Genomic DNA, 21,529 nt, shown 5'->3' on the forward strand with positions numbered 1-21,529 from the left:
TTTGTGGGAGGGGCCGAAGAAAAGGCTACCTGAAAGCGCAGCTTCAACGCAGTTAAAACGGAGCGAAGCGAAGTTTCTGCGAAGCTAAAGCGCCGGCCGCAACGCAGGGCAAACGAGCGAAGATACGGTAGAATGCCGCGCGAAACGTTGAATAAGCTTTCAGGTAGCCTATTTTGCCAAGCAGGCTACCTGAAACTTACCTCCCACACCAAACACATCATGCCCAAACTCAGCCTCCCCCACTGGCACACCACCGAGCAAGTGTGCGACATCCTGCTCGCCCTGCCCGCAACCCAGCACAATCGCACCCTTTATGAGCTCGTCTGGCTGTTTGATCACGACAACCCGCAAGGCATACCGGAAAGCAAAGCCCAGCTCGACACCCTGCACCTGCTCTGGCACGATCCGCGTTTTCAAGGGCTGGAAAACATCAAATATTGGCTGGAAGAAGTGCTTAATTCAGGCGATGACAACGGCTCGTGGCTCGCCCTCCAGCCCGAAATCGAAACCCTGCTCGACGTGCTTCATCCCGAAACCTGCCGCACCTACGGCGACCACGGCGGCATGCGGCACAGCGCAGCAATGCTCGAACCCTTCGTTGCCCGCATGATTGCCCGCGACACCGAAGCCGCGCGCGGCATTGCAAGGGACTGTCTCTACTGGAACGAAGCCCTCCGCCGCCAGCGCCCCGACTGGGATGAATGGCTGAAAAACGAAATCCACCAGCTGCATGAAAAATAAGGCTAACATCCGTTGTCGAAAAACTGCTTTGCATTGTTTTTCAGGTAGCCTTTTATCAAACAGGCTACCTGAAAGCGCACTTCCACGAAGTTTCTGCGCAGCTAAAGCGCAGCCGAAAAGTTATAGTGGATTAAAATGAGAATGGGACAAGGCGGCGAGCCGCAGACAGTGCAGCTAGTACGGCAAGGCGAGCCAACGCCGTAGCGTTCTTATTTTAATTCACTATAAAAACCAACCCTTTCACACACCATCCGAACCAAACCATGCCACCCATCCGCCAACGTCTTTTCTCCTTCCTGCGCCAAGCTGCCGCCATGGCGGCCACCTTTATCGTGATCAGCCTGCTGCTCGACTGGTATCGCGCCCCCGCCGTGCCGCCGCAGGTTGACGCACTGCCGCTGCACACTCTGCAAGGGCGGCAAACCACTTTGCCCGAATTAGGCGGCAGTCGCACCACCGTGTTGTATTTTTGGGGCTCGTGGTGCGGCATCTGCCGGCATACATCTCCGGCGGTGGACAAACTCGCGCGCAGCGGCGTGCCTGTGGTGGGCGTGGCTTTGCAATCGGGCAGCGATGAAGAAGTGAGGGGCTACCTGAAAACGCACGACTGGCAGTTCGACACGGTAAACGATGCAGACGGCGGCTGGGCGCGGCAATGGCAGGTGCAGGTAACGCCCGCTATCGTGCTGGTGAAAAACGGCCGCGTGCGCCACAGCACCACCGGCCTGGCCAGCTATTGGGGCTTGCGCGCGCGGATTGCTTTACTGGATGCGTTGGATGGGTGAGGCTACCTGAAAAGTGGGATAGCGAGCCGACTGAATTGATGATACGGCGTTGGCTTGCCTGTTTGCCTGGCCTCGACTGTTATTCAGTCGGTTTTAACTCTGCTGCGCTCCGTTTTAACTGCGTTGAAGCTACACTTTAGCTTCGCAGAAACTTCGCTTCGCTCCGTTTTAACTACGTTGAAGCTGCGCTTTCAGGTAGCCATTGCTTGGCAATCCGTAGAAAAACCTCTATCCTTGCCGCCGCGTAACAGCAATCTTCATCAACATCAAGAAAAGGATAGCAAAATGGCAAACATCACCTTCCGCGGCACGCCCGCCAACACCGTAGGCAATCTGCCCGCCGTTGGCGCCGCCGCTCCCGCCTTCACTCTCACCGCCGCCGATTTGTCCGATAAAACCTTGGCCGACTTCGCCGGTAAACGCAAAGTGCTCAACATTTTCCCCAGTATCGACACCGGCGTGTGCGCCCAATCCGTGCGCACTTTCAACCAGCGCGCTGCCGCGCTGCAAAATGCCGTGGTGTTGTGCGTTTCCGCCGACCTGCCCTTTGCCCTTTCCCGCTTCTGCGGCGCGGAAGGCATTGAAAACGTGATAACGCTCTCCAGCTTCCGCAGCAGCTTCGGCGCCGACTACGGCATCACCCTGGCCGACACCCCGCTGCGCGGCCTCACCGCCCGTGCCGTGGTGGTACTGGATGAAAACAATAAAGTGTTACACGCCGAGCTTGTGCCCGAAATCGGCGAAGAGCCCAACTACGATGCTGCTTTGGCCGTGCTGTAACCCGGCGCCAAGCCAAAGCGAAACCGCCTGTACACGATGGATGCAGGCGGTTTTGTTTTTGGGTAGGGCAGGGGCTACCTGACAGCTTACAGCGGCAGTTTTTAAGCTAATCTGCTGCTAGATTAAAGGCTACCTGAAACTTTCAGGTAGCCTTAAGGATAATCAGCTTACAAACAGTCTGACGATTACAACCCAAACACCGATGTATCGCCCGCGCCTTGACGGATAAGCTCGGTGCCGTTGGTCATATCGATTACCGTGGTCGGCTCGGTGCCGCACCAGCCGCCGTCGATGATGAGGTCTACGGCGTGTTCGAGCAGGTTGCGGATTTCGTAGGGGTCGGTTTGCGGCTCGGTTTCTTCGGGCAGCATCAGGGTGCAGGAGAGCATGGGCTCGCCCAGCTCGGCCAAAAGAGCGAGGGCGATTTGGTTGTCGGGCACGCGCAGGCCGATGGTTTTGCGTTTGGGGTGCAGTGTGCGGTTGGGCACTTCTTTGGTGGCGGGCAGGATAAAGGTATAGGCGCCCGGAGTGGCGGCTTTGAGCTGGCGGAATTGGCTGTTGTCCACTTTGGCGTAAGTGCCCAGCTCGCTCAAATCGGCGCACATCAGGGTGAGGTGGTGTCTCAAATCGATTTGGCGGATGGCGAGGATGCGTTCCATGGCTTCCTTGTTGCCCATCTGGCAGCCGAGCGCGTAGCAGGAGTCGGTGGGATACACGATCACGCCGCCCTGGCGCACGATTTCGGCGGCTTGTTTCACCAGCCGCTCTTGGGGATTTTCGGGGTGGATGGCGAAGAATTGTGCCATGGCTCTCTCCTGCGGGGGAAAACGGGTATTTTAAGCCTTTATGCCGCGCCTTGTCCTGAATTAAATTGAATTCACGCTGCTTAAAGCCCGTTGCGTTTTTCAGGTAGCCTGTTTACCTGTTTAAACCTAAGCCAACAGCCTGCGTACTTGCCGCTTGATATAATGCTGTATCTATTCATAACACCGCGGATTAATTCGCCATAGCGCAAGCCAATGCCATACGGGGAATTAAACGCTTTAGCAATACACACCAAATCATGTTTGAAAAATTAGCCCATATTGTTCTGCCCAGCTTTTTGCTGCTGGCTTTCGGCATCAGTGCCGCCACCGAAACCCCCGCTGCCCGCAGTGAAACCGCTCCGGCCGAAATTTCCTATCTCTGCCAGCTCGCCGACGGGCGCAGTGTGCGCACCGCTCTGCCGCAAGGCCGTTGCCGCCCCGTGGCCAAATCTTTGGCCGATAAAGAAGCTGATTTATCTAAGCAGGCCGCTGCAACTCTCGCAGTTGCCGCCTCCGAGCCAGCTCAGCAGCCGACCGACAAAGCCGATGCCGACAGCAGCGAATTGCCCGCCGTGTGGCAAGAAGCCGTGGCGGCGGCTAGCGATGTGGAAATCAGCAAACCGGTGCCTATGCGCGTTACCCTGCGCCACCAGCCCGAGCCGGAACGCCGCATCCCCATCGTGCGCCCTGCGCCGGTGATTGCTGTTGCCAAACCGCTCACGCCCAAGGAAATCATCACCCGCGACATCCGCCGCGAAGAACGCGCTCTGGCGCAAGCCGAACGCGAACTGGCCACCGCCCGCCGCAACAATCAGTCTGATCGCGCCGGCAACCTGCAATTGCAAATCGCCGACCGCCGCTCCGGCTTGCAGTCGCTGCGCCAAGAGCTGCGCCGGCATCAGTAGGCTGCTGTTGTAAGCATGATAAAAGGCTACCTGAAAAGTTTCAGGTAGCCTTTTTATGTGAGTGTTGGACAAGCTGGTGATTTTTTATGGCCCGATAACGTTCATTCACTTGGCAGTTGCCACATCCATACTGTTACTGCCAAGCACACGATCACCATCCCCGCGCCTGCCCACCAGCGTTCGGGAAAGCGATACAGCATCCACACGCACGAGCAGGACATCATCAGTGCCGACAAGATCTTGCCTTTAAGCGGAATTGCCCGTTTGCGCTCCCAGTTGCGCACCATCGGGCCGAAATAGCGGTGTTCGCTCAGCCAACGGTGGAAACGTGGTGATGTGCGCGACCAACAGCCTGCTGCCAGCAGCACAAACGGCACAGTTGGCAAGCCCGGCAAAAAAATGCCGATAATGCCTAAGAGCAGAGCCAGCCAACCAGCCAGCCACACAAAAGGCCGCCACAGCGGCAGGTAGGAATCGCGGCCGGTTTGCCGGCGATGCCGTATCCATGCCACCCCCGCCACCAGCCCGACCACTAACACCACAATTATCCATTCTGTTTTGCCCATTATTTCTAAGTCTCTCGCACAATTTGACGTGATTGTATCATTTGGGAAGGGAATGCGACTTATTCACAGTTAGTGTGCTTAGGACTTGGTTTTTTGATGCAAGGCAAAACAGCGATTTGAAGGACTTGGGTTGTTTGCTGACTCAACTGGCAGGGATAAAGCCCACTCTACAAAGTTTCAGGTAGCCTGCAATAGCTAGGCTACCTGAAACAAAACTGCACACGTAAAAAAATCAGGTGCCCACATGCAAAAGGCTACCTGAAATTTTACTTTTCCCAATCACTCAATAATCTGGCAATAAAAACCTACTCTGCTTGTAAATGATCCAGAGGTAATACAGTAGAGTTTTTTACTTCCTGCAGCACAAAGCTGGAGCGTGCGTCCACCACGCCCGGGTGTACCAAGAGGGTGTCGAGGATGAATTGGGAGAAGCTTTCCATATCTGCGAAAAAAGCGTGCAGCATATAGTCGGTTTCGCCGGTGAGCGCGAAGCAGCGCAGCACCTGCGGCCAATCGCGTACGGAATCGGCAAAGCCGTCGCGCAGGTGGGTGCTCTTATCTACGGATACGCGGATAAACACCTGTAAGCCGAGTGCCACAGTGGAAGGGTGTACCAAGGCGGCATAGCCACGGATAATGCCGGTAGACTCCAACTGCTTGAGCCGTCGCAGGCAGGGGGAAGGGGAAAGGGCAACACGTTCGGACAGCTCAACGTTGCTTAGTCGCCCGTTGTGTTGCAGGGCCTGAAGGATTTTCAGGTCGATTTTGTCAAGCGAAACAGTGGTTGTCATGATTCGGTATCCAATCATACTACTGGGTTAGAGATTGTGCTGCACGCCGGTGAGCTGGTAGCCAAAACGGTCCGACTATAGTGTAAGCACAATTTAGCTAGAATTGCTATTCCAATCATAGAAAAGTGATTGAAAATGCCAAGAAATCCTGTTGGGGTGCTCACTTTCAGGCTCTAGTCAAGACTTTTGTAAGAGAGACCATTAATACAACAACATCGTGAAGATGAGAATTTCCTAAAATTACTAAAATGGAAGGATTTTGGGTCTGTTTCATTATTGTTAACTACTAGAATGGTTTCTGAGGAGATCTCATCGTTTATTGTGAAAAGGAGGCCAAAACAAAAGAATCAAGCCCGTTTCGCATATCAAGTTTACCTTGTAAAAAGATGCTGTTTTTCAAGTAACCTTGCGCTAGCGCAAACCCCGGACAGACCAAACCTGTTCAATATGAATGATTTTATGTCAGTCTACCTTACTAACCATTAAGCTTATTAATTGACTTGGAGGATCAATTATCAACTTTTAATGACGGGCTTCAGGCATTACTGATAAAACAGGCCCTGAGGCTCATAAAATTCTGGTAAATAATCTGGAGAGTTTCACAATGCAGTCACAACATACAAACCACCAGCAAGCGGTCTCCTCAAAGTTGAATAAATTTGACTTAGCGTGGGTACTAAATCTGTTCGGCACTGCCGTGGGCGCGGGCGTATTGTTCCTTCCGATTAATGCGGGCATGAGTGGGTTCTGGCCGCTCGTTGCCATGGCTGTTATTGTTGGCCCGATGACTTATTTTTCTCATCGGGGATTGGCGCGTTTTGTGCTTTCTTCTGCCAAGCCCGGCAGTGATATTATCGAAGTGCTAGAAGAGCACTTCGGTAAAACTGCTGGTAAATTGATTAACCTGCTCTACTTCTTTGCCATTTTCCCCATTTTGCTGATTTATGGTAACGGTATCACCAATACCGTAGATTCTTTTCTCGTTAACCAGCTCGGCATGGCTTCTCCTTCAAGGGCCTTGTTGTCATTTGTTCTGATTGCTTCGTTAATCGGTGTGTTGCTGCTGGGGGAATGCTTCGTTTTGAAAGTAACCGAATGCTGGTATATCCGCTGATTCTTATTCTGTTTGTTTTATCGGTATATCTGATTCCTGAATGGAATACTTCTTCGCTTACCACCATTCCGAGTGCGGGCGCGTTTTTAAGCACCTTATGGATTACGATACCCGTGTTGGTTTTCTCCTTCAACCATTCACCGGCCATCTCTTCCTTCGTTTTGTCCCAACAGCGAGAATATCAAGATGGCGAATTAACAGACCAGCATGCCAGCAAAACCCTGCGCAGTACTTCCGTTGCGTTATTGGTTTTTGTGATGATGTTCGTATTCAGTTGTGTCTTGACATTAACACCGTCCGAACTGGCCTTGGCAAAAGAGCAAAATATTTCGATTCTGTCGTTTCTTGCCAATAAATTCGACAACCCCTACATTTCCTACTTAGGTCCGTTGGTTGCATTTTTAGCCATTACCAGTTCTTTCTTCGGCCACTATATGGGTGCGCGCGAGGGTTTGGAAGGTTTGTTTATCAAACTCAAACGTGATTCTGGCTCGGATGTAGCCATCAATCATAAAAAACTGAACCTCTACTCCGCCCTGTTCTTCCTGATTACGTTGTGGGTTGTTGCCATCATCAATCCGAGCATCTTAGGTTTGATTGAATCGCTTGGCGGTCCCATTATTGCGATGATCCTGTTCATTATGCCGATGTACGCTATTAGAAAAGTACCGGCAATGAAACGGTTTCAAGGCAAATTTAGCAATATCTTTGTGGTGGTAATGGGGCTGATCGCAATATCCAATATCATCTATAACTTAATTTCTTAAATTAAGTTGTAATCATATTCAGGCCATCTGAAACCATCGGTTCAAATGTTTGAGAACATGCGAAGTAAGAGGTTTTCAGATGGCCTTTTAAACAAATATCATTCTATTTGTAGAGCCTGTATTGAAAGATAAGGGGGCAGAGCCATGATTAGTGTATTCGATATTTTTAAAGTTGGGGTTGGTCCTTCGAGCTCGCATACTGTTGGCCCGATGAAAGCAGGTAGACAATTTATTGATGATTTGTGTGCTCAAGGCAAATTAGAGCAGATAGGGCATATCCGCATCGATGCATATGGTTCATTATCCATGACTGGTTTGGGCCATGGGACGGATACCGCTATCATTATGGGGTTGGCTGGTTATTTGCCGTATAATGTCGATATTGATTCGATTCCGACTTTTGTTGAACAAGTTAAAGCAGGCGGCAAATTGCCTGTGGCATTAAACAAACACGAAGTGCGCTTTTAATATGCTGAAGATATGGTGTTTCATAACGATTTTTTACCTCTGCATGAAAACGGCATGACCATCACAGCTTTTGATAAAGACGAAAAAGAAAGTTACCGCCAAACTTATTATTCTATCGGCGGCGGTTTTATTGTTGATGAAACACATTTTGGTATTGAAGAGAAACAAACTATTGAAGTTCCCTTCCCTTATAAAAACGCCAAAGACATTATCAAATACTGTAATGATAATGGCCTGCCCATTTCCAATTTGATGTATCAAAATGAAGTGGCATTACATGGAAAAGAAGCAGTTGAAGAATACCTGCAATACATCTGGCAAACCATGTCTGATTGCATGAAGCATGGCTTGGTAACTGAAGGAGTGTTGCCAGGTCCGCTAAAAGTCGTCCGTCGCGCTGCAGGGCTTCACTGCTGGCTTTCTGCTAATAAAAGCCTCAGCAATGATCCGATGCAGATTATAGATTGGGTAAATATGTATGCTCTCGCGGTAAGCGAAGAAAATGCCGCCGGTGGCCGCGTAGTAACTGCCCCGACCAACGGTGCGTGCGGTGTCGTGCCTGCCGTTTTGATGTATTACGACAAATTTGTCGAACCGCTCACCCCCGAAATCATCAATCGATATTTGCTCACTGCAGGCATTATTGGCTCACTCTATAAAATGAATGCCTCTATTTCGGGAGCGGAAGTAGGCTGTCAAGGCGAAGTTGGTGTAGCTTGTTCAATGGCAGCGGCAGGGCTGGCGGAAATTTTAGGCGGTACCCCGGAGCGCGTTTGCAATGCAGCAGAAGTCGCCATGGAGCATAGCCTTGGCCTTACCTGCGACCCAGTAGGCGGCCAAGTGCAGGTTCCTTGCATCGAACGTAATGCCATCAGCTCGGTAAAAGCCATTAATGCCGCACGTATGGCCCTGCGCCGTGCCAGTACACCATGTGTCGACTTGGACGAAGTGATTGACACCATGTATGAAACTGGTAAAGATATGGATGCCAAATACCGCGAAACCTCACGAGGCGGCTTGGCAATCAAGATTGTCTGCAATTAATATTACGACCTGCTCTCATTCCAGAAGCCATCTCTAGATAACTGGGAGTTATTTATTAGAGCCCCTATGTCCCAGCGCAGGTACTCGGGATAGATAGGGAAGCTTCCCCATTTTCGCCCCACAGGAGACCCTTATGTCCGACATCAAAACCACCCCTTTCCATCAAGCACATAAAGACGCAGGCGCCAAGCTGGTTGATTTCGCCGGCTGGGAGCTGCCCATCCACTACGGCTCACAGATTGCCGAACACGAAGCCGTGCGCACCGATGCCGGTATGTTCGACGTGTCGCATATGCTCGTTACCGATGTAGCCGGCGAAAAAGCCAAAGCCTTCTTCCGCAAGCTTTTGGCCAACGATGTGGCCAAGCTCGGCTTTGTGGGCAAAGCCCTCTATTCCGCCATGCTCAACGACCAAGGCGGCGTTATCGACGACCTCATCGTTTATCGCGGCAACGAAGCTGAAACGCAATACCGCATCGTATCCAACGGTGCCACCCGCGAAAAAGACTCCGCCCAGTTCCAAAAAATCGGTGCCGAATTCGGCATCAAGCTCACCCCCCGCTACGATTTGGCCATGCTCGCCGTACAAGGCCCCAAAGCCATTGCCAAGCTGCTCACCGTGAAGCCTGAATGGACCGACACCATAAACGGCCTCAAGCCCTTCCAAGGTGCCGATTTGGGCAATGATTGGTTCGTAGCCCGCACCGGCTACACCGGTGAAGACGGCGTGGAAGTGATTCTGCCCGGCAGCGCAGCCGAAGCTTTCTTCAAAGCATTGCAACAGGCCGGCGTGAAACCCTGCGGTCTCGGTGCGCGCGACACCCTGCGCATGGAAGCCGGTATGAACCTCTACGGCAACGATATGGATGACGACACCAGCCCGCTCGAAGCCGGCATGGCCTGGACAGTAGATTTGAAAGACGAAGCCCGCAATTTCGTCGGCAAAGCTCCGCTGGTGGCTCTGAAAGAAAAAGGTGTGAGCGTGAAACAAGTCGGCCTGCTCTTGGCCAAAGGCGGCGTGCTGCGCGAACACATGGAAGTGATCACCCCCGAAGGCAAAGGCATCACCACCAGCGGCGTGTTCTCGCCCAGCCTCAAGCAATCCATCGCCATCGCCCGCGTGCCGAAAAACTTTGAAGGCGATACCGCCAAAGTGGTGGTTCGCGGTAAAGAAGTGGATGTGCGCGTATTGAAACTGCCCTTCGTGCGCAACGGCCAGAAGCAGTTTGATTAAGTGCGTTTAGGTTTTCAGGTAGCCTGTTGCATCAATCGGGCATGCAGGCTACCTGAAAACAAAGCTTTGATGTAGTTCAAAAGAAGTCTACATAAGGTGTGGGCAAAGTTTCTACAAAGCTAAAAAACTATTTTGCCCTTTTATCAAAGAATTCAATATGTACAAACTCCAGCTGACTCCCCTTCTGTTGGCAGCTATCGGTTTAAATGCTTGTTCGCCACAAGATAACCATCCTACTCCGACAGTTGCCTCTATTCCTGCTGCTTCTGTTGCCGAAGCACCTACCCAAGTGCAAACCGTTTCCGCACCCGTGGTGCTTGAGGGGTCGTGGCACGATGCCGTTCCCGTGTATTATCAAACTCCCGATCCCGGTTTAAAGCGCGCGCTGGCCATTCTCCATCAAGGTCTGAACGATCAAATGATGACCACGCCCGGAGCCAAGCCCGGTCCATTCAATAACCTATCTGTTTGGGCGGCGCAAATCTTGGCAACACATCCGGATCAAACCATGGCTTGGTGCCAAGAATTGCGGCAGCAGCATCCGAACAACCAACTTATTCTGATATTCCAACTCTCCGGCACGCCGGATAGCAGAAAGTGTCTCAGCCAGCTTGATCTTCCGCCTGAATATCAAGAAGTATTGTCCACTCCCACATTGACCGCAGAAAGCTTCTTACGCTTGAATCTCGCGCCGGTAACTCTCGACATCTACTGGGCAAGCTTCTATGCTACCGGCCAGCCTGAATACGTGTACCGCATCGTCGATTATGTGGCTGATAATGTTAAGCTGCTTGATGAAAAGCCAGCCAACCCCACCAAGCAAGATGCTGAAAAAATCCTAACCTATGGTGCCGCCCGCTGGTCGCTCGGCTCGAACATGAAGCAATATCCGCAGATTAAAGCGCTGGTGGAAAAATATACCGCCAGCTGGCCGTCCGAAAGGCAGCAAGCATTGCAAAGAGCGTTAACTCCGCCTCAGCAATAGTGCGGGCTACCTGAAAGCGAGGCTTCTGCAGGAAGTTGAGTGTCTGCGAAGCCGAAAAAACAACAAGCCATTTAGCACATGCCATGAATTTGCCCTGCGCAAGCTACCCAGTTTCAGGTAGCCTTGCGTCAGCGCAAACCCGATACAGGCAAAACCTGTATAATGTGAATGACCTTACGTCAGCCCACCTTCTAATTACGGAGAAAAAACCATGAGCAACAACATTCCCGCCGAACTCAAATATGTTTCCAGCCACGAATGGCTGCGCGCCGAAGCCGACGGTAGCGTAACCGTGGGCGTCACCCACCACGCACAAGAGCTTTTGGGCGACATCGTATTCGTTGAACTGCCCGAAGTAGGCGCCTCGCTTGCTGCCGAAGATCAAGCCGGTGCAGTGGAATCAGTGAAAGCCGCTTCCGATGTGTACGCCCCGATTGCCGGCGAAGTCGTGGCCGTAAACGAAGGCCTGCCCGACGCGCCCGAAACCGTAAACAGCGATCCCTACGGCGAAGGCTGGTTCTTCCGCATCAAGCCGGCCAATCCTGCCGACTTAGACGACCTGATGAACGCTGAACAATACGCCGCCGAAATCGCCTAATCCGCCAAACAACAGCCTGAAAGCTGCAATGCTTTCAGGCTGTTTCCATTTCCGCCTGCCAAAGGCTACCTGAAAACCGCACACTCATGAACAGACGCCAATTTCTCATCAGCAGCGCCATCCTCACCCTGGCCGCTTGCGGTAAACGTCGCAACCGTGCCCAAGCCCTCCCCAAAGGCAGCACCGTGCTCGCCTTGGGAGATTCCCTCACCTATGGCTACGGCGCCGCCCCTGCTGCTGCCTATCCCGTGCAGCTGGCCGGGCTCACCGGTTGGAAAGTCATCAACGGCGGCGTATCCGGCGACACCACCGCCGATGCCCTTGCCCGCCTGCCCGGGCTTATGCAGCAACAACCTAAGCTCGTCATCATCAGCATCGGCGGCAACGACTTTCTGCGCAAACTGCCTGAAAGCACCACCCGTGCCAACATCGGCAAAATCATCCAAACCGTGCAGGCCGCCAACGTCCCCGCTGTGCTGGTAGCCATCCCTCATTTCACCACTGGCGCGCTATTCGGCAATCTCAGCGACCACCCGCTCTACCAGGAAATAGCCGAGCAATACCGAATCCCCCTATTGGGCGGAGCATGGTCGGAAATCCTCGGCGATAAGGATTTGAAATCCGACCAAGTCCACGCCAACGACGAGGGCTACCGCAAATTTGCCGAATTGCTGAAAGCATTTTTGGAAGAGCAGGGGCTGGTGTAGCAACGAGGCTGATCCGTATTAAAGATTAAAGGCTACCTGAAAACAAAAGCGTCGAGCAGTAAAAGAACTACCTGACGCTTTTGTTGCATGAGAATTTTATGGTGCTACGTTTTAACTTTGTTGAGGTTGCGTTTTAGCTCTTCAGAAACTTGTCTTCCTTCAGATTTTCAAGCGGTGTCCGCTTCCTAGGTCTATCCCTTCGCCCGCTCCAGCAGCATCAACATCATCAGCGACAGCGTAACCAATTCATCATGCGCGGCCGTGTCGGTTTTGTGCAGACTGAAGCGCCGTTCCATCAGTGAAGGCTCTTTTTTCAGCAGATAGGCTTCCTGCCCGGCTGCATCGGTTACCCCAAAACTTGGGTTGAGAAAATAACCGCTCAGCATGCCCACAACCGGAATCTCGCCCACCAGCGAATCCCAAAAGGCCAGCCACGGGTTTTTCTCGCGCACTTCATACAGCAGTCGGTTATCGGCATCGTATATCTGGTAGGAAATACGCCACAGTGAGCGTATGCCGTTGCGCCGTATCGAGCCGAGCTCCTCGCCGTTTTCGTTCACAATCCGGTAGCAGGCATTGAAATCGATGATGCGGTCGGCCTGTATGCGGTATAGCCGCGTGCGGCGTGAGGCATCGCTAAAAATCTCCACGGCTTCCTTCAGCTTGAATATCTTCTGCCGCGTGTAGGCCACTTCTCTGCCTCGGGCATCTACCACGCTGAAATCGTTGGATGGCGTGAAGATTTTGAAATGGAAATGTAACGGCAGTTGCAGGTTTTGCATCATCATTCTTTCTTGAAAGGTTGAAACCAAATTGGAGATAAGTTTCAGGTAGCCTCAAGCTGTGTGCTCACAGGCTACCTGAAAATGTATATATAAGATACCAAGGTGGCAAACGCTATTCTTCCCGCTCCGAATCCGCAGCATCGTAGGCATCTACAATTTTCTGTACCAAGGGATGGCGTACTACGTCTTCGCTGGTAAAGGTGTGGAAATAAATGCCCTCGATGCCTTGCAGTTTTTCCCGCGCGTCTTTCAGGCCGGATTTAATGTTGCGCGGCAAGTCGATTTGGCTGATGTCGCCGGTAATCGCTGCTTTGGCGCCGAAGCCGATACGCGTGAGAAACATCTTCATCTGTTCCGGCGTGGTGTTCTGCGCCTCGTCTAAAATCACATACGAGCCGTTCAGCGTGCGCCCGCGCATATAGGCCAGCGGGGCAATCTCAATCAGCCCGCGTTCCAGCAGCTTGGTAACGCGGTCGAAGCCCATCAAGTCATACAGCGCGTCATACAGCGGACGCAGATAAGGGTCTACCTTCTGCGCCAAATCACCCGGCAGAAAGCCGAGCTTCTCCCCTGCTTCCACCGCGGGGCGCACCAACACAATACGTTCCACTTCGTGCTTGCTCATGGCATCTACTGCCGCCGCTACAGCCAAATAAGTTTTGCCTGTACCCGCCGGGCCTAGGCCGAACACAATATCGTGGCTGAGCAGTGCGCGGATATAGCCGTTTTGGCGCGGTGTGCGCCCGCCCAGCTTGCCGCGCCGCGTTTGCAGGAAATACTGATGCCCGGCCTCGTTTTTCGGCACAAAAGCTTCATCGGCCGTTTTAGCTTCCACTGCCGAAAGCTGAATATCGTTATCGTCCAAATCCCGCCGCTCGGCCAATTCGGCCAGCTTCAAAAGCGCCTTCCGTGCCGCATGGGCATGGTTGCCGATAAAGGTAAACTCAGCAAACCGCCGCCCGATTTCCACTTCCAGCGCCTTACCCAGTTTTTCCAAATTTTCTTCCAATGGTCCGCACAGCCGTTGCAAAACGGTGTTGTCTATCTCTTCAAATTTCAGGTGTACAGTGTGGCTCATAAGCTCTCAAATATTCGTTGCAAACCTCCGGCTGTTGCTTTCCAAGTCTGCCGGAACAATATAATTTATAAGATGATAGGCCGTATTGCCCGCTAGGGCAAACTCCCTGTTGAACAGCTTTTAAGCGGCATAAAATCCATCCCCAACATGACGCCACATTGTTGCATAAAGCATACAATTTCGCCCGCATCTGCCGTTTTGCCCGCGATTGGATTTGTTTTTTTGCCGCCAAACAATTATATTGCAGTCATGAAATCGCTAATGCGGCGATTGCGTGAGAGCTTAAATAAAGAAAGACGAAGTTTCTTTTTTAAGTGTGTATTTTTAGTTTAGACATAGATAAAGGAATGCAGCATGAAAAAAACCCTGATTGCATTAGCATTGGTTTCCTTGCCGGTTGCCGCTTCTGCAGAAGTGATTCTGTACGGTACCATCCGTGGCGGTGTGGAATTTACTCGTGAAGGCACCTCCGCCCAGCTGAAGAGCGAAAGAAACGCTTGGGGCGTGGTTGACTACGGTAGCTACGTTGGCTTCAAAGGTTCTGAAGACCTGGGTGGCAACCTGAAAGCCATTTGGCAAGTTGAATCCAACGCCAGCTTGAACGGCGGCAGCTTTGTAAACAACCGCGACAGCTTCGTTGGTTTGGAAGGTGGCTTCGGTACCGTTAAAGTTGGTCGTGTAAGCACCCCGCTGAAACAAGCCCTGGATGCCCAAGACAACTGGGAATACAGCAACGAGGCTTTGGGTCTGTCCCGTTATACCCGTTTCGGTGCTCGTCGCACTAGCTTGAACTATCAGTCTCCTGACTTTGCTGGTTTCGACTTCTCATTCCAGATGGCTCCCGGTACTAACGTACGCGGCGGTCGTACTAACGATGGCAAACCGGTATTCGGTTTGGGTCTGGGCTACAAAAACAGTGGTTTCTTTGCACGTTACGCAGTTGAATACGCTCGCAAATCTACTGCCGCTGCTGGTGGTCTGAAAGACAGCCACGCTCATAACCTGTCTGCAGGTTACGAGGCTAATAACCTGTATGTTGCTGGTGGTATCCAGTACGCTAAGAACGTAAACTCTGACTTCCTCGCAGATGCTGACGTTGCTGCTAACACCGAACTCAACGGCAAAACCACAGAAGCTCAACTGTCTGCTGCTTACACTTTCGGTGCCGTTACTCCGAAAGTAACCGTAGCTTACGGTCGTGCTAAGAGCGATAGCGCTGCTACTGATGGTGGCCGCTACCTGCAAGCCATCGTTGGTGCTGACTACGCCTTCTCTCGTCGCACTACCGGTTTGGTATCTGTAGGTTGGTTGCGTGAAAAAGCCAACTCTGATGCTAAGAACGTTAACAACTGGGGCGTAGGCACCGGCTTGGTACACAAATTCTAATTTGTGGCTAGCTTAGTCTAGTAACCCGATAAAAAGGCTTGCTTCGGCAAGCCTTTTTCTTTGTCTATACTCTTCTATTTGCTTGGCATACAGGAGAGTAAGGCTACCTGAAAATATGGTTTCACCGAAATTAAACTAGTCATTTGTATTTTCAGGTAGCCTTCACTGAGACATAGCAAATTATGTGCATAGTGAGTATCACGCATATATTTAAGTCTCCCCTTGTAGTATTTCTCTTGCAGTATACGCATGGAATTGTTCTGTATCTTCCTTGTGCACTGAAGAGACTACCTGAAACCTAACGTTGTTGTTCTGCAGCTTTGTGTACTGTTTATCCACTCTCATATGGTGGGAGATAAACTACTAATTAGCAGGGGTGGTGGCCATAAGAGCATAGCCTTCTTCATCTATCCACATAAAAAGGCTACCTGAAACCTTTCAGGTAGCCTTTTCTTATCCAGTTGCAGCGGCTTAATTAGTAAACGGATGCTGCAGCACGATGGTTTCCACGCGGTCGGGGCCGGTGGAGACGATGGCGATGGGTGCGCCGCACACCTCTTCTATACGTTTCAGGTAGCCTTTGGCGTTTTCCGGCAGCTGATCAAAACTTTGCACGCCGAAGGTGGATTCTGTCCAGCCGGGTAAGGTTTCGTAGATAGGGGTGCAGCCGGCCACGGCATCGCTGCCGAAGGGCAGGATATCGGTGGTGCTGCCGTCGGGCAGGGTGTAGCCGGTACAGATTTTGATCTCGGGGATGCCGTCCATCACATCGAGCTTGGTGATACACAGTCCGCTGATGCCGTTGATTTGGATGGCACGTTTGAGAGCGGCAGCATCGAACCAGCCGCAACGGCGGGCACGACCGGTAACCGAGCCGAATTCGTTGCCGCGTTCGGCCAGGCCTTTGCCGGTGTCGTCGAACAGTTCGGTGGGGAAGGGGCCGGAGCCGACACGGGTGGTATAGGCTTTCACAATGCCGAGCACATAATCCAAAGCCTGCGGCGGTACGCCTGCACCAGCGGAAGCAGCACCTGCCAAACAGTTGGACGAGGTAACAAAGGGATAAGTGCCGTAGTCGATATCCAGCAGCGTGCCTTGTGCTCCTTCAAACAGCAGGCGTTCGCCGCGTTGAATAGTGTCATGTAGGCTGCGCGACACGTCGGCGAGCATCGGCAGAATACGCTCTTTGAAGGCGTTGATTTTGGCCACTACGTCATCAAACTGCACGGGCTCGGCGCCGTGCAGATGCTGCAGCTGCACGTTGTACACTTCGAGATTGGCGCGCAGTTTGTCGGCCAACAGTTTGGCATCGGCCAAATCGCCCAAACGGATGGCGCGACGGGATACTTTGTCTTCATAAGCCGGGCCGATGCCGCGGCCAGTGGTGCCGATTTTGCCAGCGCCTTTGGAGGCTTCGCGGGCATGATCGAGCGCAATGTGGTAGGGCAGAATCATCGGGCAGGTGGGGGCGATGTGTAGCCGGCCAGCCACGTTCTTCACGCCGGCAGCAGTGAGCTCGTCGATTTCGCCGAGCAGGGCTTCGGGGGAAACCACCACGCCCGAGCCGATATAGCAATGCAGGTTTTCATGCAGGATGCCGCTGGGAATCAGGCGCAGCACGGTTTTTTTGCCGTTCACCACCAGCGTATGCCCGGCATTGTGGCCGCCTTGGAAACGCACCACGCCGGCGCACTCTTCGGCCAGCCAGTCTACGATTTTGCCTTTGCCCTCGTCGCCCCATTGCGCGCCGATTACTACGATATTTTTTGCCATAATGTGTTGCCTTTATTTGTTAATTGGTAGAAATGGTTTTTTGTAACTTCTGCCTACATTAGCACCTTAATGTGTTCAGGTAGCATGGGCAGGGTCAGGAATGTTAATTCATACATACTGCTGAAAGCCTTGGCCTGTGTTTCGTCTATGTCGGTAACCAGTAAGATAAAGTTTTCGGCAGGAATATTCAGACGTTTGCGTAGGGTAAGGTATTTATCCAAATCGCGACGATATTCACCAGTTTTGCATTCGATTACCAAAGGCTGCTTGCCAGTAGGTAGAAAGACGACATCTAGTTCATGCAGGTCTTCATTGGCGAAACGAATTTCTAAGCTTCTGGCGCAAGAGAAAGAATAAGTTTTCCCCCGTTGCTTGGCTTCTTTCAATATCTGCCAGAGTGCGTACCATTCCAGCCATTCACCACTAAAAAATTGGCGGACAGGTGCGGCACTTTGTAGCTTCAAATGAATGAGTTTATCTTGTTTTTGATAAGAATAACGGGAGAATAGGGTGTTGCTATAAAACTCGCGGCAGAGGGTGTTAATTTGTTGGGCGTCTTTTTGCGAGTATTTTTTCAAATCCAAATTCAGCCCGCTGTGGCTATTGCGGTATGACCAAGCAATTCTGCCGATAATGTCTTTGAATACGTTGTAATACTTACCAATACGTTCGGCAGCTTCATCGTAGTAGCCGCTCATGTCCACGGCGGAATAGTCGAAGTTTGGGGTAATTTGTTTGTCAGCGAACCATTGCGCCAATCCTAAATGCTGTTGTGCAGTACTTAGAACTTCAGTATCCGACAATTTAATGCCGTATAGTGGATTGGTATCACTTGATTGTGTGGCCTCATCTGCTGAATTAGAAACCTGTTCGCTTTCCTGCTCTTTCAACGCATTTAATTCACGCATAACAGCAGCGTATCGGTTAATTAGCTGGCTGATGAAATACACGGTATCGTAAACGATAACGGGCTGCCCGCATTTTTGGCATACGGCACCTTCCTGTGCAGGATGTTCTCCTAGTTGTTTACAATGGTTACAGCGATAGACGCCCATTACTTCTCCTTGTTAATCTTAATAAATAAGAAATACTTGGATTTTCAGGTAGCCTCTAAGTGAGGTTACCTGAAATTATTTATGCCACCTGTGTTTGATGCTCGCTTCCCGCGCGTTCGCGGATTATGCCCAGGCGGTATACGGTTTCGCCTTGTTCGGTGAGGAAGGCCTGCGCCGCCTCAGCCTGTTCGGCAGGCACGATAACGGCCATACCGATGCCGCAGTTGAATGTGCGGTACATTTCCTGCTGCTCCACGTTGCCGGCCTGTTGCAGCCATTGGAACAGTTTGGGCAGCGGCCAGGATTGTGCATCGATTTGCGCCACGCAGTTTTCGGGCAGTACGCGCGGGATATTTTCTGTGAGGCCGCCGCCGGTAATGTGCGCCATGCCTTTGATTTCAAATTTTTCCAGCGCCGCCAAAATCGGCTTCACATACAGGCGGGTGGGCGCAATAACGGCTTGGCGCAGGGTTTTGCCGCCGTCGAATTCGGCATCCAAATCGGGATTGCTGCGCTCGATGATTTTACGGATGAGGGAATAGCCGTTGGAGTGCGCGCCGTTGGAGGCGAGGCCGAGCACCACGTCGCCGAGCCGGATGCTGCGGCCGTTGATGACTTTGCTTTTTTCCACCACGCCCACGGCGAAACCGGCCAAGTCGTATTCGCCTTCGGGATACATGCCGGGCATTTCGGCCGTTTCGCCGCCAATCAGGGCGCAGCCGGATTGTTCGCAGCCTGCGGCGATGCCTTTAATCACATCGGTGGCGCGTGCCACGTCGAGCTTGCCACAGGCGAAATAGTCGAGGAAAAACAGCGGCTCTGCGCCCTGCACCAGGATGTCGTTCACGCTCATGGCCACCAGGTCGATGCCCACGGTGTGGTGAATATCCCATTCAAATGCCAGTTTCAGCTTGGTGCCCACGCCGTCGGTGCCGCTCACCAGCACGGGGTTTTGGTACTTTTTACTGATTTCTACCAGTGCGCCGAAGCCGCCCAAGTCGCCCAACACTTCGGGGCGCATGGTGCGCTTGGCAAAGGGTTTGATGTTTTCGACCAGTTGGTCGCCCGCATCGATATCGACACCGGCATCGCGGTAGCTGAGGGATTGGGTCATGGCACTCTTTCGGGGAAAAATTTAAAACAGGAAAACGCTATTTTACCTGATTTTAAGCAGCAGCTAAGGATTGAATTAGACAAGCTAGCCGAGCAGGTTGTCGAGCGCGCTCTCAATGGTGGGGAAAGCAAACTCAAATCCTTGCTGCAACAGGGCTTTCGGCGGGGCAAATTGGCCGTCCAACACCAAATCGGCCTGTTCGCCCAGCATCAGGCGCAGCGCCTGTTCGGGAATAGAAAACAACAGCGGGCGGCGCAGCCGTTGGGCGGCGGCGCGGGCAAAGTCGAGCTGGGTGGTGCGCTTGGGGGCAGTAATGTTGTAGGCCTGAAATCCGTTGTGTGTTTGCGTGGCCAGGAAACGGATGGCGGCCACGACATCATCCAGATGCACCCACGGCAGGGGCTGCTCGCCGCTGCCGAGCCGGCCCGCGCAGTAGCGCACCGGTTTGAGCAGCTGCGGCAAAATGCCGCCATCCCTACCCAGCACCACGCCAAAACGGCACACGGCCACCGGCACGCCGCTCTCTTGCTGCACACGCTGTATTGCCGCCTCCCATTGCTGGCACAGCTGCGAAGGGAAAACATGTTGCGGCGGCGCATTTTCCATGCACGGCCGCCAGCCATCCGCGCTGCCGTTGCCATAATAGCCCACGGCGGAAGCCTGAATGATGAGGCGCGGCGGTTGCGGGTGGCGATGCAGCCAGTCGGCCACCGCCTGCACCGGCTGCAAGCGGCTTTGCAACAGCTCCTGCTTGCGCTGCGCCGTCCAGTGCCCTTCGCCCACCGACGCGCCGGCCAAGTTGATCAGCAAATCGGGGAGGATGCTGTCGTAGAGGTGGTGCAGTGCGGCGATGTATTCAAAACGCTTATCCGCCTCCCGCGCGCTGGCCGGATGGCGGCTAACGATAATCACGCGATGCCCTTCGGCCTGGTAGGCCGCGGCCAGATGGCGGCCGATAAAGCCGCTGCCGCCGATAATCACGATGGTTTGCCGACTCATGCGCACCTCCGGCCGGCAAAAGAAAAGGCTACCTGAAACATGATTTCTCTTTTCATGCGTAAATTTTCAGGTAGCCTGCCATGTTCCGGGCGGGCGTGCAAGTTTATTGACGTGAGGAATTGAGGTGGAGAGAGCGGAGTAGTTGGCTATTCTCTTCATGCAGAGCTAGGTTTCAAGGCGGATCGCTGAAAAAAGGCTACCTGAAAATTTTCAGGTAGCCTTTTTGTGTGAAATACCTTGTTGCTTACAGGCCGTGTACTTTAAAGCGGCCTTCAACCGGAGCGAACTGCTTGTCGGCGGCGGGCGCGGCAATGCCGCCGAATACGAGCTGGGCGCGCAGGGTCCAGCTGGCTGGGATTTGCCATTGTTCGGCTACGGCTTGGTCGATGACGGGGTTGTAGTGTTGCAGGTTGGCACCGATGCCGGCGGCGGCGAAGGTGGTCCACACGGCGTATTGGTGCATGGCGTCGGCGTGTTCGGCCCACACGGGGAAGTTGGCGGCGTAGGCGGGGAATTGCTCTTGCAGGCCGTGTACGACGGACTGGTCTTCAAAGAAGAGCACGGTGCCGGCTGCGGCGGCAAAGCCGGCCAGCTTTTGGGCAGTGGGCTCGAATTTGTCGGCGGGCACGATTTGGCGCAGGGCGGCTTCGGTGAGCTGCCAGAGCTTTTCGTGTTCGGCGCCGAACAGCACCACGACGCGGGTGGATTGGGAGTTGAAGGAAGAGGGAGTGTGCAGCACGGCGTGTTCTACGATGGCGGCCACTTCTTCGGCGGGCAGGGGCAGATTTTTGTTGAGCGCGTACACGGAACGGCGGGTGCGGGCGGCTTCTTGCAGGATTTGGTGGGTCATGATTTTTCCTTTCGGATGTGCTGGATAATGTAATGTGCGGCAGTATAAGGGTTTTGTAGCGCGGGGTGTAGCACTTTGCGGCAAGACGGTGTTTCTTGTTGGGAAAAGATGGGCGTGTTTTGTTTATGTTTTCAGGTAGCCTGTACCGGATGCGGGCTACCTGAAAAAGATTGGGCAGAGGCGCATTCATTTTATGGA

Annotated in this window: 21 protein-coding genes and 1 pseudogene; 12 read left to right on the plus strand and 10 right to left on the minus strand. The window is 52.8% G+C overall.

Annotated features, from left to right (window positions below):
- Positions 1-132: 132 nt before the first annotated feature.
- The 3 genes from ACO6EE_RS08145 (at position 133) to tpx (ending at position 2,306) form a co-directional block, all read left to right on the plus strand.
- The gene (locus ACO6EE_RS08145) at positions 133-741 is read left to right on the plus strand and encodes a hypothetical protein (protein WP_485960520.1); all 609 of its coding nucleotides are present in this window, start codon (positions 133-135) and stop codon (positions 739-741) included.
- 272 nt (positions 742-1,013) lie between these two features.
- Entirely contained in the window at positions 1,014-1,526 is a 513-nt protein-coding gene (locus ACO6EE_RS08150) for a protein disulfide oxidoreductase (RefSeq protein ID WP_485960655.1), read from the plus strand.
- 285 nt (positions 1,527-1,811) lie between these two features.
- Entirely contained in the window at positions 1,812-2,306 is a 495-nt protein-coding gene (gene tpx, locus ACO6EE_RS08155; RefSeq protein ID WP_485960521.1) for a thiol peroxidase, read from the plus strand.
- 185 nt (positions 2,307-2,491) lie between these two features.
- Here tpx and ACO6EE_RS08160 read toward each other — a convergent pair whose 3' ends face one another.
- A complete protein-coding gene (locus ACO6EE_RS08160; RefSeq protein WP_153708703.1) occupies positions 2,492-3,112 on the minus strand; it encodes an L-threonylcarbamoyladenylate synthase in 621 nt (206 codons plus the stop codon).
- Between the two features lie 257 nt (positions 3,113-3,369).
- Between ACO6EE_RS08160 and ACO6EE_RS08165 the strand changes: the two genes are divergently transcribed.
- A complete protein-coding gene (locus ACO6EE_RS08165; RefSeq protein WP_485960524.1) occupies positions 3,370-4,017 on the plus strand; it encodes a hypothetical protein in 648 nt (215 codons plus the stop codon).
- 101 nt (positions 4,018-4,118) lie between these two features.
- On the opposite strand, the gene ACO6EE_RS08170 is transcribed toward ACO6EE_RS08165, so the two are convergent.
- Together ACO6EE_RS08170 and ACO6EE_RS08175 are read right to left on the minus strand one after the other, a co-directional pair.
- Positions 4,119-4,478 carry a YbaN family protein gene (locus tag ACO6EE_RS08170; RefSeq protein ID WP_070630200.1) on the minus strand — a complete coding sequence of 120 codons (360 nt, stop codon included), beginning with the start codon at positions 4,476-4,478 and terminating at the stop codon, positions 4,119-4,121.
- Positions 4,479-4,888: 410 nt separating this feature from the next.
- Positions 4,889-5,374 (minus strand): Lrp/AsnC family transcriptional regulator, encoded by a 486-nt coding sequence (locus ACO6EE_RS08175; protein WP_485960526.1) that lies wholly within the window; start codon positions 5,372-5,374, stop codon positions 4,889-4,891.
- A 604-nt stretch (positions 5,375-5,978) separates the two neighbouring features.
- Here ACO6EE_RS08175 and ACO6EE_RS08180 point away from each other — a divergent pair.
- The 7 genes and pseudogenes from ACO6EE_RS08180 (at position 5,979) to ACO6EE_RS08210 (ending at position 12,291) form a co-directional block, all read left to right on the plus strand.
- A complete protein-coding gene (locus ACO6EE_RS08180) occupies positions 5,979-6,488 on the plus strand; it encodes an aromatic amino acid transport family protein (protein ID WP_485960528.1) in 510 nt (169 codons plus the stop codon).
- Positions 6,470-7,255 carry an SLC5/6 family protein gene (locus tag ACO6EE_RS08185; protein ID WP_485960530.1) on the plus strand — a complete coding sequence of 262 codons (786 nt, stop codon included), beginning with the start codon at positions 6,470-6,472 and terminating at the stop codon, positions 7,253-7,255. Before ACO6EE_RS08180 ends, ACO6EE_RS08185 begins: the two co-directional genes overlap by 19 nt.
- Positions 7,256-7,399: 144 nt before the next feature.
- Positions 7,400-8,767: pseudogene (locus ACO6EE_RS08190) on the plus strand (L-serine ammonia-lyase).
- A 133-nt stretch (positions 8,768-8,900) separates the two neighbouring features.
- Positions 8,901-10,001, plus strand: coding sequence for a glycine cleavage system aminomethyltransferase GcvT (gene gcvT, locus ACO6EE_RS08195; RefSeq protein ID WP_485960532.1), 1,101 nt, complete (start codon positions 8,901-8,903; stop codon positions 9,999-10,001).
- Positions 10,002-10,158: 157 nt separating this feature from the next.
- Positions 10,159-10,986 (plus strand): hypothetical protein, encoded by an 828-nt coding sequence (locus ACO6EE_RS08200; RefSeq protein WP_485960533.1) that lies wholly within the window; start codon positions 10,159-10,161, stop codon positions 10,984-10,986.
- Positions 10,987-11,197: 211 nt separating this feature from the next.
- On the plus strand, positions 11,198-11,584 hold the full coding sequence (gene gcvH, locus ACO6EE_RS08205; protein WP_485960535.1) for a glycine cleavage system protein GcvH: 387 nt from the start codon (positions 11,198-11,200) through the stop codon (positions 11,582-11,584).
- Positions 11,585-11,670: 86 nt separating this feature from the next.
- A complete protein-coding gene (locus ACO6EE_RS08210) occupies positions 11,671-12,291 on the plus strand; it encodes a GDSL-type esterase/lipase family protein (RefSeq protein ID WP_485960537.1) in 621 nt (206 codons plus the stop codon).
- Between the two features lie 191 nt (positions 12,292-12,482).
- On the opposite strand, the gene ACO6EE_RS08215 is transcribed toward ACO6EE_RS08210, so the two are convergent.
- Complete coding sequence (locus ACO6EE_RS08215) at positions 12,483-13,079, minus strand: LURP-one-related family protein (protein WP_485960538.1); 597 nt, start codon at positions 13,077-13,079, stop codon at positions 12,483-12,485.
- A 109-nt stretch (positions 13,080-13,188) separates the two neighbouring features.
- Entirely contained in the window at positions 13,189-14,154 is a 966-nt protein-coding gene (locus ACO6EE_RS08220; protein WP_485960540.1) for a PhoH family protein, read from the minus strand.
- A 354-nt stretch (positions 14,155-14,508) separates the two neighbouring features.
- Here ACO6EE_RS08220 and ACO6EE_RS08225 point away from each other — a divergent pair, with 354 nt between their 5' ends.
- Positions 14,509-15,540 carry a porin gene (locus ACO6EE_RS08225; protein ID WP_485960541.1) on the plus strand — a complete coding sequence of 344 codons (1,032 nt, stop codon included), beginning with the start codon at positions 14,509-14,511 and terminating at the stop codon, positions 15,538-15,540.
- 471 nt (positions 15,541-16,011) lie between these two features.
- On the opposite strand, the gene ACO6EE_RS08230 is transcribed toward ACO6EE_RS08225, so the two are convergent.
- From ACO6EE_RS08230 to ACO6EE_RS08250, 5 genes are all read right to left on the minus strand, one after another.
- Positions 16,012-17,313, minus strand: coding sequence for an adenylosuccinate synthase (locus tag ACO6EE_RS08230; protein ID WP_485960543.1), 1,302 nt, complete (start codon positions 17,311-17,313; stop codon positions 16,012-16,014).
- Between the two features lie 53 nt (positions 17,314-17,366).
- Positions 17,367-18,368: a hypothetical protein gene (locus ACO6EE_RS08235; protein ID WP_485960544.1), complete on the minus strand. Its 1,002-nt coding sequence runs from the start codon at positions 18,366-18,368 to the stop codon at positions 17,367-17,369.
- Positions 18,369-18,447: 79 nt separating this feature from the next.
- Positions 18,448-19,482: a phosphoribosylformylglycinamidine cyclo-ligase gene (gene purM, locus ACO6EE_RS08240; protein ID WP_485960546.1), complete on the minus strand. Its 1,035-nt coding sequence runs from the start codon at positions 19,480-19,482 to the stop codon at positions 18,448-18,450.
- Between the two features lie 84 nt (positions 19,483-19,566).
- Positions 19,567-20,481, minus strand: coding sequence for a TIGR01777 family oxidoreductase (locus ACO6EE_RS08245; RefSeq protein WP_485960548.1), 915 nt, complete (start codon positions 20,479-20,481; stop codon positions 19,567-19,569).
- Between the two features lie 244 nt (positions 20,482-20,725).
- Complete coding sequence (locus ACO6EE_RS08250) at positions 20,726-21,331, minus strand: nitroreductase family protein (RefSeq protein ID WP_153715457.1); 606 nt, start codon at positions 21,329-21,331, stop codon at positions 20,726-20,728.
- Between the last annotated feature and the right edge of the window lie 198 nt (positions 21,332-21,529).

Source organism: Eikenella sp., from assembly GCF_057315495.1.